Origin of the sequence: Streptomyces sp. NBC_01408 (genome assembly GCF_026340255.1) — a bacterium.
Taxonomy (GTDB): domain Bacteria; phylum Actinomycetota; class Actinomycetes; order Streptomycetales; family Streptomycetaceae; genus Streptomyces.
Genome location: NZ_JAPEPJ010000003.1, coordinates 63,171 through 75,006, shown reverse-complemented (window position 1 = coordinate 75,006; position 11,836 = coordinate 63,171). Strand labels below are relative to the sequence as shown.

Here is an 11,836-nt window from a genome sequence, read left to right as displayed (position 1 = left end):
CGTGCAGCGGAAGCGGAGGAGGGAAGGCGGACTCGCAGCCTACTGGCCCCCGCATCCGGCCCCCGCCCCCGCCCCCGGTACCGGCCCGTTCTACGCTCGGTGCCCACAGTGTCGCGAGGGAGCTGCCATGCCCGGCTGGAACGCCACGAACATCCCCGACCAGAGCGGCCGGACCGCCGTCGTGACCGGGGCCAACAGCGGGATCGGCTACGTGACCGCCCGGGAGCTCGCCCGGCGCGGCGCCTTCGTGGTGCTGGCCTGCCGCAGCGCCGCGCGCGGGAAGGCCGCCGAGGTGCGGCTGCGCACCGAAGTGCCCGGCGCCCAGGTGGAGTTCGCCGCCCTCGACCTCGCCGACCTGGCCTCCGTGCAGGAGTTCGCCAAGGCCTACGGGCAGCGCCGCGACACGCTGGACCTGCTGGTCAACAACGCGGGCGTGATGGCGCTGCCGTACGGGCGCACCGCCGACGGGTTCGAGACCCAGTTCGGCGTCAACCACCTCGGACACTTCGCCCTGACCGGTCTGCTGCTGCCGAGGCTGCGGGCGGCGGCGTCCGGGGCCCGGATCGTGAACGTGTCCAGCGGGTTCCACGCGCTCGCCGACGTCGACCACACCGCCCTCGCGGTCCCCGACGCGGGCGGCGAGCAGGGCTACCGCCGCTGGATCGCCTACGGCCGCTCCAAGACCGCCAACCTGCTCTTCACCCACGAGCTGTCCCGGCGCTTCACCGCCGCCGGCTCCACGATCACCGCCGCCGCGGCCCACCCGGGCTACGCCTCCAGCAATCTGCACGCCGGAGCGGCCACGCTGGAGGGCCCCACCCTCAACTCGCGCGTGGCGGCCTTCGGCAACGCGGTCGTCGCGCAGCCCGCCGCCAGGGGCGCGCTGCCCACCCTCTACGCGGCCACCGCGCCCGGGGTCCTGCCGGACGCGTTCATAGGCCCGCGGTTCGGCTGGCGCGGGGCGCCGGTACGGTCCTGGCGGGCGAAGCGGACCCTCGACGACACGTCGGGCGAGCTGCTCTGGACGGCGTCGGAGAAGCTCACCGGGGTCTCTTACGCGTCCCTGCCGCGCTGACGCCCACGGCTCCCGCCCGGGCCGGGCGCCCCGTGTGAGCCCGTCCGCCCCCGGGGTGCCTCCGTCCGCCCCGGCCGGGACCTGACCCGCGCGGACCCGCGGGCCGGACACTCGGGGCATGGACGACGACGATACGGACAACCACCCACAACCCCACGACCACGCGGTGGTCCTCGGGGCGGGCCTGGCCGGGCTGCTGGCGGCGCGGGTGCTCGCGGACCGGTTCGCGCGGGTGACCCTGGTCGAGCGGGACGAACTGCCGGAGGACGGCCCGGGCTTCCGGCCGGGGGTCCCGCAGTCACGGCACGTGCACGTGCTCTGGTCGCGGGGGCTGGAGCTGATCGAGGAACTGCTGCCCGGGGTCACCGACAGACTGCTGGGCGCGGGGGCCGCCCTGCTGGAGTCCCCGGGGGACTTCCTCTGGCTGAGCCCGGCGGACTGGTTCCGTCCGGTGCCCGGCACCGAAGTCCTGCTGGCCGACCGGGAGCTGATCGACTGGACGGTCCGCAGGGAGGTCCTGCGGCACGAGCGGATCCGGCTGCGGACCGGCAGCACCGTCACCGGGCTCGTCGGCGCGCCGGACGGGCGCTCGGTGACCGGGGTGGAGTTCCGCCACGGCGAGCCGCTGGCCGCACGGTTCGTGGTCGACGCGACGGGACGCACCTCCAAGGCCCCGGCCTGGCTCGCCGCCCTCGGCGTCCCGGCTCCGGAGATCACCCGGTACGTCTCCGGGCTGGGCTATTCCAGCCGCTACTACGAGATACCCCCGGATCCGGCCCGGCGCTGGCAGGGGATGTACGTCCAGGGCCGCCCGGACAGCCCGCGCGGGGCGGTGCTCATACCGCTGGACCGCGCCCGGTGGCTGGTGACGCTCGTCGGCAACGGCGAGCACGCCCCGCCCACCGACGACGAGGAGTTCCTCGGCTTCACCCGCAGCCTGCGCAGCCCGGCCCTCTACGACGCCCTCCGCGAGGCGAAGCCGCTCTCCGCGGCCACCGGTTTCCGCGCCACCGCGAACGAATGGCTGCACTACGAGCGCCTGGACCGCTGGCCCGCGGGCTTCGTGGTCCTCGGCGACGCGGCCTGCCGGCTCAACCCGGTGTACGGGCACGGGATGACGGTGGCCGCGCTCGCGGCGGACGTCCTGCGCAAGGAGATCCGCGGCCTGGACACGGGGAGCGTCCCGGGCGGCGCCCGCCGGATCCAGCGCCGGACGCTGGCCGCCGCCCAGACGGCCTGGCAGATCGCCACCAGCGAGGACATGCGGTACCCGGGGACCGAGGGCCCGCCGCCGGACCGTGCCACCCGGATCCTCCAGCGCTACATGTCACGGGTGATGGTGGGCGCCAATTCCGACCCCGCCGTCTCCGGCCGGTTCTTCGGGGTGCTGTCCCTGGCCGCCCCGCCGAGCGCCCTGCTCACCCCGGCCACGGTGATCCGCGTCCTGTCGAAGTGGCGCCTGCCGACCTCCCCGGCCACGGCCGCCTACCCGCCCCACCACCGCCCGCCGGCCGGACGGGACACCCCCTAGGTGTCCCGTCACGACGAAGACCCGGTCAGGGGTGGTGGTCGCCCGCTGGTGCCTGGCCTTGGGAGGCGCGTTCGTACAGGGTGCGGATCGGGTCGCCGAAGTAGACGCTGTACGAGGTCTCGTCGTCGCCGCCCCCGTCGCGGCCGCCGATCACCCCGATCAGGATGTGGCCGTCGGTCAGCACCGGGCCGCCGCTGGTGCCGTTGGGTACGTCCGCGCAGTCCAGGCGCAGCTGCGTCGGTCCGGCCGCGCGGGCGGTGGTGCGGCATTCCAGCGGCAGCTCGTCGGCGTTCGGGTAGCCCACGAGCCGGGCGGGCGCCGGGAGTTCGGTCCGGAAGCGGATCGTCAGGGAGCCGGTGACGTCCTCCAGCCGCTGACCGGGATGACCGGGCCGGCGCAGCCGGAGGAAGGCCACGTCGTGGTCGGGGTCCTGGTCCTCGGCCCAGCGCGGGTCCACGTCGATGCGGGTGGGCACCCAGACCCCGTACGGCGCGACCCCGTCGCGGTAGCCGGGGGCGAAGGCGAGGTTGGTGCGGAAGCCGCCCTGGTACACGCAGTGGGCGGCGGTGACGATCAGATCGCCGGCGGGGGAGTGGACCACGCCGGCCGAGCAGTGGTGATCCCCGTCGCCGTCGGTGCCGGGGGAGAACAGGGCGCCGACCGAGGGCTCGGCGGTCGCGGTCCGGGCCTCCAGCGGCTCGGAGGGCTGCCATCCGGCGGTCCTCCAGTCCACCGGGGCGTCGCCGCCGAAGACCTGGTTGTCGGTGGGCGGTTCCGGGTCCTCCCGGACCATCCCGTCGAGCACGGCCGACGCCGTCCGGTCGGCGCGCTGGGGGTCCTGCTGGTAGGTGCCCTGCGCGGCATCCCCGTCGGCGAGGTGGGCGGTGATGCCGTGCAGCTCCCAGGCGAACCGGATGCCCGCGAAGAGCAGCGCGCCGAGGACGCCGACGAGCAGGGTGACCCGTACGGTCCTCCCGCGAACCTTGCTGAACATGTGGAACTCCCACCCCGCTGACGCATCCGGCTCCTCGTTCGATGGGGGAGCGGCGGCCTGGGTTGCAGCCGGGGGACGTGTCTGTTCTCACAGCCGCCCGCCCGTCATCCGCCGGCCTTCCCGGCGTCACTCAACCCCCTTACGCTCCACGCGACTTGAGCTGCGCTGGATCGACGGGAGCCCAGGCCCGCGACCGCCTCGCGCTGCTCGCCGGACGCCACGCCTCCATCGTCTCGGCCGACTGGTACCCGCTCCCCCAGGTGCTCGCCACCGTGGTGCCGCGCGGCTAGGGGGTGTCCGGTGGTGCTGTGGCCGGCACCGGACGAGTAAGTCCGGCAGGCGGCGTACGACCGGTACCCTTATTGCGAACGTCTCGCAATAAGGGTTGAGGGTGCTGTGGTGGGATCTCCGGTGGTGCTCGGGATCGAGTCTTCCTGCGACGAGACCGGGGCGGGCATCGTCCGCGACGGAAAACTCCTCGCGCACGTCGTCGCGTCGAGCATGGACGAGCACGCCCGCTTCGGCGGAGTGGTCCCGGAGATCGCCGCCCGCGCCCACCTCCAGGCCTTCAACCCGGTCGTCCGCCGGGCCCTGGACCAGGCCGGGCTGCGCCCCTCCCAGCTCGACGCGGTCGCCGTCACCACCGGCCCCGGCCTCGCCGGCGCCCTCCAGGTCGGCCTGGCCGGAGCCAAGACCCTCGCCTACTCCCTCGGCCTGCCCCTGTACGGGGTCCACCACCTGGCCGGCCACGTCGCCGCCGACACCCTGGAGCACGGGCCGCTGCCCGAGCCCTGCATGGTGCTGATCGTCTCCGGCGGGCACACCTCGCTGCTGCTCGTACGGGACCTCGTACGCGAGCCGATCGTGCACCTCGGGGACACCCTGGACGACGCGGCGGGGGAGTGCTTCGACAAGGTCGCCCGGGTGCTCGGCCTGCCGTACCCCGGAGGGCCCGCCATCGACCGCGCCGCCCGGGACGGCGACCCGAAGGCCGTCTCCTTCCCCCGCCCGCTGACCGGCGGACGGGGCGCCGACGACCCGTACGCCTACTCCTTCTCCTTCTCGGGGCTGAAGACGGCCGCCGCCCGCTGGGCCGAGGGGTACCGGCTGCGCGGGCAGGAGCCGCCGGTCGCCGACGGCGCGGCCGCGCTCCAGGAGGCGGTGGCCGACGTGCTGACCCGCAAGGCGGTCGCGGCGTGCACCGCCCACGGGGTGCGGACGCTGGTGGTGGTGGGCGGGGTGGCGGCCAACTCCAGGGTGCGGACCCTGGCCGAGCGGCGGTGCGCCTCGGCCGGGATCGCCCTGCGGGTGCCGCCGATGACCCTGTGCACCGACAACGGCGCCATGATCGCGGCCATCGGCGACCTGCTGGTCCGCGCGGGCGCCGAGCCGGCGCCGCTGGACGTGACGACCGACCCGTCCGCGCCGCTGGAGTACGCCGCGCTCACCCCCAGGGAGTGTCGTCGAAGTGGCGTCGGCCGCCCGTAGGGCGGTGCTGTCGGGGTCTGGTGCGTGCGATCGCAAGGCGGAGGAGGGAGTCGATGCGGAGCATCGGCGACCGACGACAACGCGGCGAGCGTGCGTGCCGGACCCCGACAGCCAGACGCCACTTCGATGACACGACCCAGGGCGGCCGGCGTCGCGCTGTCAGCCTGAGGCCACGGTCTGGAGCGCCACCGCCCCGCAGTGGCCGTCGGGCACCCGTACGTCCGTCAGGTTCCACCCCGGCAGCCGGGCGGGCGCCGGGCCCGAACCCACGTAATCGGCCGCCGGATCCTCCGAGAGCCCGACCCCGAGCCCCTTCAGGTACGCCTCCTTGCGCGTCCACACCCGGGTGAAGGCGACGGGCCGCTCCCCGGCCGGCAGCAGCGCCAGCTCGGCCGCCTCCCGGGGGTGCAGCACATCGGCCGTCTCCGCGATGGTCTGCGGCAGCACGATCTCCTCCACGTCCACCCCGACCGGCGCCGTCGCGAACGCCAGCAGGCTGATCCCGGTGCAGTGCGACAGGGAGAAGTGCAGGGCGCCGCCCGGCAGGACGGGCCGCCCGTGCGGTTCTTCGCAGTGCGTGCAAGGAGCCCGCTCCACGATCACCTCGCGCGGGGCCGTGCCCAGGTACGCCCCGAGCAGCCGGCGCAGCGCCACGTGCGCGCAGACGTACGCGTCACGGTCGGCCGCCCGGACGAACTCGGCCGCGCGGGCCAGCTCTTGGGCGTCCAGGGTGCCCGGGGCGTGCCGCGCCGCGTGCGCCCGGTAGGCGGTGGTGTCCACGAGCCACAGCTGCGGGCTCGCGGCCACCAGTACGGCGCCGGCCGGCCCGCGCTCCGACAGCCGTTCCGGGAGCAGGAGCGGGCGGGCGGCCGTGGCTGTTGCGGTGGTCGGCGTCATGGGGGCCTCCTCACACGGCTGCCGGTACGGGCAGCTCCACCGGCGCCTGCTCCTCCGCCTTCGCGGGGTGGCGCAGCGCCATGACGGCCGCCAGCGGGGAGACGAAGGCGATGGCGCCGCACAGCAGCCAGGTGGTCTGCACGCCGAGGACCAGGGACAGCGAGCTGAAGACGGCGATGGAGACCGGCGCGGTGCCGATGCCCGCGAGGGAGAGCGTGGACATGGCCGCGCCCATCCGGTCCTCGGGCGCGGACTGCTGGTAGAGGGTGACGATGGCCGGGCCGTTGAGCCCGGACAGCAGGCCGACCCCGGCGGCGACGGCGGTGAGGGAGGCCACGGAGGGCATCAGGGCCATCACCAGGATGCCGGCGGCGAGGCCCGCTCCCGTCACCACCAGCCGGACGAACATCGGGATCCGGTGGGCCAGTGCGGCGCCCACCGCGCTGGAGCCGAGCGCGCCCACGCTGAACGCGGCCAGCACCATGCCCACCGCGCCGACCCCCCAGCCGCGTTCGGAGACCAGCAGGGGCAGCGCGACCTCGGCGGGCCAGCTGAACGCCATGTCCAGGCACAGGGCGGCGACGAACATCCAGCGCAGCCGGGGGTGCCGGGACAGCAGGCGGAATCCGTCACCGGACCGCTTGACCAGCGAGACCCCGGGCTCGGGCTTCGGCCGGACGAATCCGTGCGTGACGTGGAGCAGGCAGCCGAGCCAGATCGCGCCGGTGACCGCGCCGGCCAGCATCGCCAGCCACAGCTCCCCGATGGTGATCAGGAAGGCTCCGGCGGGGGCGCCGAGGATGGGCGCGACCCGGAGCACCATCGCGTACAGGGAGTTGGCGCGGGCCAGCTGGTCGCCGCGGGCGAACATCGGGAGCAGGACCCCGGAGGCCGGTCCGGCCAGGCCGAGCAGGATCCCCTCGACCAGCGCGATCACCACCAGCGGCCAGAGCTGCTGGGTGGTGGCGGTGACCACGGCCCCGCCGGCGAGCAGGACGACCCGGGCGGCGGTGGTGCGGAGCAGGACGAAGCGCGGCCCGAGGGTGTCGGCCACCGCCCCGCCGAAGATCAGCATCAGGGCGCGGGGCACCGTGGCGGCGAGCATCAGGAGGGTCACCGCGCCGGTGCCGCCGAGCTGGACGGCGGTCCAGTTCATGGCGATGAGCAGCGCGAAGCTGCCGAGTTGGACGGCGGCCTGACCGCCGACGAGGGAACTGACGCGGCCCCACTGGACCGGTGCCGGTGCCGGTGCCGGTGTCCGGGGTTCGGCGGCGGGGGATGGCTGGGGGGTGTCCATGGGGCACCTGGTTTCTGTGAGTCGGGGAAGGAAGGTCAGGGAGAAGTCGTTCAGCCCCGGTACGGGTCACCCGGGCGGGGCCGGGCCGCGAGGGCGGCGGTCACGGCTCGCCGGGCGGCGCGCGCGAGGTCACGGCCGCGGGGTGCCGGGCCGTACGTGTCCAGGCGCAGGTGTCCGCCGAGATGGCCGAGACCGGCCTGGACCAGGGCCCGGTGGGCGGCGGCCGAGGCGGGGCCGGCGCCGCGCCCCGGGGTCACGGTGACCCCCGGGGTCTCGGTGACCCGGAACCGGGCCCGCACCCCGCGCGAACCGGCCCCCGGTCGGCGGCCCGGGCCCCCGCCCCGCCCGCCCGGCCCGGGCCGGCCGTGGTCGGCGGGGCGGGGGGCTCGGGGTGTCATGCGTGGCTGCCGACCGGGAGGGCCGGGGAGCCTGCCGGGGTGTGCGGGGACCACACGTCCTGTGGGTCCAGGTCCGCCGTGCGGTACTTGCCCAGTGCGCTGACCAGCAGCCGGGTCTCCAGCGCCAGGGCTTCCACCAGCCGGACCAGCCCGGCCCGAGGATCCTCGTCGACGGCGAGCAGGGCGGCCCGCCCCAGGCCCACCGCCGTGGCGCCCAGGGCCAGGGCCCGTACGGCCCGCCCGCCCTCCCAGATCCGGCCCGCGGCCAGCAGGTCCCCGCCCGGGCGGCCGATCCGGCGCAGGCACTCCCCGAGCGGGAGCCCCACCTGGTCCAGGAACACCCGCGGGGCCCAGCCGGTGCCGCCCTCCGCGCCGTCCACGGTGACGGCGTCGGCGCCCGCCGCCCAGGCCGTCGCGGCGGCGTGTGCGATGTCCCGCCCGGGGTGGAACTTCACCCAGGTCCGGGCCAGCGGGAAGTTGTTCCGCATGAACCGCAGCTGCTGCCGCACGATCTCCTCGGTGAAGGTGCCGGGCGTCGCGCACCGCAGCCGCCTGCCGGGGTCGCCCAGCAGCTCCCGTACGGTGAACTGCCCGGCGAGCCGATCGGCTTCGGCCGCGCCCACCACCGTCATCCCGCCGAGCCCGGGCTTGGCGCCCTGTCCCACCTTCAGCTCGAAGCCGAGCCGCCCGGAGTCCCGCAGGTGGCGGGTGCCGGGGTCGCTGTAGAGCAGGTTCCACACCTCCGAGTCGGCGTCCTCGGTGGACTGCTGCACCACCACGCCGCCGACCCCGTCCGCGACGTTCTCCGCGTACGCCGCCACCCGCGCCAGCAGCGCCGAGCGGGTGGCGTCGCCGTCGCCGTCGCCTTTGCCGCCGCGCCGGTAGCCGTGCACCGGCACCATGTTCTCGCCGATCACCATCGGGATGCCGAGCCGAGCCGCCTGCCGCCCCGCGGCCACCCCGAGGTCGCCGCTGCCCGCCCGGGTGGATCCGAACGCCGAGAGATAGAGCGGGAGTTCGGCCGGGAACCCGCCCACCGTGGTGTACAGGTCCACGTCCTCGTACGAGGGCTCGCGGCCCAGCTCGATCAGCTTCTCCAGCCGGCGCGGCATGAACACGGGCGGGGCGATCCGCAGCCCGTCCAGCCCGTCCGGCCCGTCCGGCCCGTCCAGCCCGTCCGGCCCGTCCCCCGGTCCGTCAGGCCCCGCTGCGGGCACACCCGCGCCGTACAGTTCGGTCCCGTAGGTGTCGGCCGCCGGGAACACCTCGGCCGTCCCCGCCCGCGCCCGGGCCCGTACGGCCCGCTCCGGGAAGCCCGCCGCCCGCAGCCCGCTCACGGCGCGATCACCCCCGGCAGCTTCGGGTAGGCGCTGACCTGCCACAACGCGTCCAGCCCGGTCAGGAACCGGACGAGGCGCTGCAAGCCCATGCCGAAGCCGGCGCTGGCCTCGATGCCCTCGCGGGCGAGGTCCAGGTACCAGGCGTACTTGGCGGGGTTCTCCCCGCTCTCCCGCATCCGGGTGACGATCGTCGCGTAGTCGGACTCGCGCTCGCTGCCGCTGACCAGCTCCCCGTACCCGCCGTGCGCGATCAGGTCGAAGTTCCGCAGCACGCCCGGGCGTTCGGGATCCTCGCGGTCGTAGAACCCGCGCGAGCCCTTGGGGTAGTCGTTGATGAAGAACGGCCGGTCGGACTCCAGGGAAAGCACTTCCTCGCCCGCCCAGTCGATCTCGGCGTCCGGGCTCTGCGGGTGGCCCCCTCCCAGCAGCCGGGCCACCGCCTCCCCGTGGGTGCAGGCGTCGAACTTCCCGGACCGCAGCTCCGCGAAGTCCATTTCGTCCCGGCCCAGTTCGCGCAGGACCTCCGGCACCGCCGTCCACACGTGCTCCACCACGTGCGTCAGCAGTCCGGCAGCGATCTCCTGGGCGTCCTGCCGGGTCCCGCCCGCCAGCTCCACGTCGATCTGGTGGAACTCCACCAGGTGCCGGCCCGTGGAAGCCGTCTCCGGCGGCTCGACGCGGACGTTCGGCGCGATGTAGAAGAGTCGCGGAAAGCCCTTCAACGAGGCCTGCTTGTAGAGGATCGCGCTGGTCATCAGCTTGTACGGCTGCCCGTAGTAGTCGACGTCCAGCGCCTTCGCGCCGCGCCCGCCCGGGTCCGTGACCGGCCCGACCAGTGGTGGCAGCAGTTCCACGAAACCCTTGCCCCGCAGGAACTCCCGTGCGCCGTAAAGGACTTCCTGCTGCACCAGCATCGCGGACCGCAGCTGCGGCGAGCGCAGGTGCGAGCCCAGAGGGGGAGGGGTCTGCATCTCCATGTCGGCTCCTGTTGGTGTCGAAGTGTGGTCAACGTTCTTGGTCGTAGCGCCGGGCCAGCCCGTGCAGGGCCTCCAGCAGGCCGTCCGAGGTCATGGCGCGCCGCCCGTCCGGCGCGCCGTACGCCGCTACGGGCATCGCGCCGACCTCCGACCAGCGCAGCCGTCCGCCCGCATCCACGAAGCTGCGGGAGCGGCCCGCGTTGTCCGGGTGCAGGCAGTACGGGACGTCCAGCACGCCCCGCGCGAAGGCGGTGCGCAGCGCCCGCCCGAGGTCGTCCCCGAGGTCCAGTACGGCCTCCACGAAGGCCCGGGCCTCCCGGTACACCTCGCTGTCGGCCGGGTCCGGCGGTTCGGGGAGCCGCTCGGCCAGCGCGGCGGTGGCCGCCGCCGTCTCCAGGGCCCGTACGTTCTCCAGTACGGTCGGGATGCGGTGCGCCTCCGCGGCCGTCTTCACGATCAGCCGCTGCGCCCCGGCGCCCACCGCCAGCCGCGCCGAGGCCTCCAGCAGCCGGGTCGCCCCGCGCGCGGTGTAAGGGAAGACCCCCATGTACGTGTAGAGGACGACGTGCCGGTCCACGGCGGCGGGCAGGAACTCCCCGGCCAGCCGGCGCAGCGCCCGTACCGCCTCGGTGTCCTGCGCCGGGTCGGTCTGCTGGGCGTAGCTGAGCGAGACGCTGCGGATGCCGTGCTGCGCGAAGAACATCCCCTCCAGCAGGCTGAGCGCGATCAGCAGCCCGGGCGGGCAGAGCTGGCCGAGCATGCAGCCCCCGAAGCTCTCCAGGTGCGGTACCCGGGGCGGCGGGGCCAGCGCGGCCAGCAGCTCGCAGCAGCGGGCCCAGTTGTCGACGGACTCGGTGAGCGGGGTGCGGCCGTAGGGGAGGCAGTACGAGACCGGTCCCCCCTCGGTGGCGTCCAGCCCTGCGGTGGTGAGCGCCCGGACGATGGCCTCGGGGCGGGAGGAGCCGTGCCGGACCTGGACGGGGAAACCGGCGTCCAGGACCCCGTCGAGCAGGCGCCGGGTGCGGGCGGCGGGGTGGGTGGCGATCGGGTAGCCGTTGAGCGCGGTGCCCTCGTCGAGGGCGTCTCGGGCGGCGCCGAGGGCGCCGACCCGTGTGTAGCTGTCGATGGTGAGGGTGCCGACGGTGGTGGCGACGGCGGACTTGGTGCGCTCCAGCCCCTCCCGCATCCGGCGCGGGTCGCTGAAGCCCATGCGGGGCTGGACGACGAGCTGCCCGGCTGCCGCCGCACGGGCGACGAAACCGCCGAACGAGGGGGCGGCCGCCCCCTCCTGCGCCGCGGCGGCGGCCGGTGCGACGCGGAGCGTCGTGGCGGTCATGCCACGGCCTGCGCGTCGGCCCCGGTCCGCGCCCCGGTCCGCGCCTCGCCACGCGCCTCCGCAGACGGGCCGACGCCGTGGCCGTGGCCGGAGAGCGAACTCAGGTAGTTCCTGAAGGCGTTCACGTCGCCGTCGTCGAAGACGGCGTCGCAGCCGGCGTCGAGGAGGCGGCCGCGCTGCCCCGGGTCGGCCACGCCCGCGACGCCCAGCTTGCCGCCGATGACGACGGAACCGGTGAAGCCCTCCCGGCGCAGGGCGCGGACCGCGTTCAGTCCGTCCCGGTAGCCGTGCCCGTTGACACTGCTGATGACCACGAGACCGGGCCCGTCCGCCGCGCAGGCGGCGGTCAGCAGCTCGTCCGTCACACAGGGGCCCAGGTTGTGGACCCGGTGCCCGAGCTCCTCCAGCAGCAGCTGCAGGTAGACGAGATTCCAGGTGTGGGAATCCGATTCCGTGCCGGTGAGCAGGATGTTCACATTCCGTCGTCGCATACGACGAATATA

At 74.9% G+C, this 11,836-nt stretch carries 12 protein-coding genes; 4 read left to right on the top strand and 8 right to left on the bottom strand.

Features of this window, described 5'->3' with window-relative positions; genetic code table 11:
• Positions 1-127 precede the first annotated feature (127 nt).
• Together OG447_RS28175 and OG447_RS28170 are read left to right on the top strand one after the other, a co-directional pair.
• Entirely contained in the window at positions 128-1,075 is a 948-nt protein-coding gene (locus tag OG447_RS28175) for an oxidoreductase (RefSeq protein WP_266940245.1), read from the top strand.
• Between the two features lie 118 nt (positions 1,076-1,193).
• Positions 1,194-2,606, top strand: coding sequence for a hypothetical protein (locus OG447_RS28170; protein ID WP_266940244.1), 1,413 nt, complete (start codon positions 1,194-1,196; stop codon positions 2,604-2,606).
• A gap of 25 nt (positions 2,607-2,631) precedes the next feature.
• On the opposite strand, the gene OG447_RS28165 is transcribed toward OG447_RS28170, so the two are convergent.
• Positions 2,632-3,600 (bottom strand): serine protease, encoded by a 969-nt coding sequence (locus tag OG447_RS28165; protein WP_266940243.1) that lies wholly within the window; start codon positions 3,598-3,600, stop codon positions 2,632-2,634.
• 155 nt (positions 3,601-3,755) lie between these two features.
• Here OG447_RS28165 and OG447_RS28160 point away from each other — a divergent pair, with 155 nt between their 5' ends.
• Both OG447_RS28160 and tsaD read left to right on the top strand, forming a co-directional pair.
• Positions 3,756-3,890, top strand: coding sequence for a hypothetical protein (locus OG447_RS28160; RefSeq protein WP_266940995.1), 135 nt, complete (start codon positions 3,756-3,758; stop codon positions 3,888-3,890).
• Between the two features lie 109 nt (positions 3,891-3,999).
• On the top strand, positions 4,000-5,088 hold the full coding sequence (tsaD, locus tag OG447_RS28155; RefSeq protein WP_266940242.1) for a tRNA (adenosine(37)-N6)-threonylcarbamoyltransferase complex transferase subunit TsaD: 1,089 nt from the start codon (positions 4,000-4,002) through the stop codon (positions 5,086-5,088).
• A gap of 159 nt (positions 5,089-5,247) precedes the next feature.
• Here the strand turns inward: tsaD and OG447_RS28150 are convergent, their stop codons facing one another.
• From OG447_RS28150 to OG447_RS28120, 7 genes are read right to left on the bottom strand one after another with little or no spacing between them, the layout of a single operon-like run.
• On the bottom strand, positions 5,248-5,985 hold the full coding sequence (locus OG447_RS28150) for a 4'-phosphopantetheinyl transferase superfamily protein (protein WP_266940241.1): 738 nt from the start codon (positions 5,983-5,985) through the stop codon (positions 5,248-5,250).
• 10 nt (positions 5,986-5,995) lie between these two features.
• Entirely contained in the window at positions 5,996-7,282 is a 1,287-nt protein-coding gene (locus OG447_RS28145) for an MFS transporter (protein ID WP_266940240.1), read from the bottom strand.
• A 50-nt stretch (positions 7,283-7,332) separates the two neighbouring features.
• Entirely contained in the window at positions 7,333-7,680 is a 348-nt protein-coding gene (locus OG447_RS28140) for a hypothetical protein (RefSeq protein WP_266940239.1), read from the bottom strand.
• The gene (locus tag OG447_RS28135; protein ID WP_266940238.1) at positions 7,677-9,017 is read right to left on the bottom strand and encodes a glutamate synthase-related protein; all 1,341 of its coding nucleotides are present in this window, start codon (positions 9,015-9,017) and stop codon (positions 7,677-7,679) included. Before OG447_RS28135 ends, OG447_RS28140 begins: the two co-directional genes overlap by 4 nt.
• Positions 9,014-9,997, bottom strand: coding sequence for an asparagine synthetase A (locus OG447_RS28130; RefSeq protein WP_266940237.1), 984 nt, complete (start codon positions 9,995-9,997; stop codon positions 9,014-9,016). The genes OG447_RS28135 and OG447_RS28130 overlap by 4 nt, the downstream gene beginning before the upstream one ends.
• Positions 9,998-10,025: 28 nt before the next feature.
• Positions 10,026-11,333, bottom strand: coding sequence for a methylaspartate mutase (locus OG447_RS28125; RefSeq protein WP_266940236.1), 1,308 nt, complete (start codon positions 11,331-11,333; stop codon positions 10,026-10,028).
• Entirely contained in the window at positions 11,330-11,824 is a 495-nt protein-coding gene (locus tag OG447_RS28120; protein ID WP_323181868.1) for a cobalamin-dependent protein, read from the bottom strand. Before OG447_RS28120 ends, OG447_RS28125 begins: the two co-directional genes overlap by 4 nt.
• Positions 11,825-11,836 lie beyond the last annotated feature (12 nt).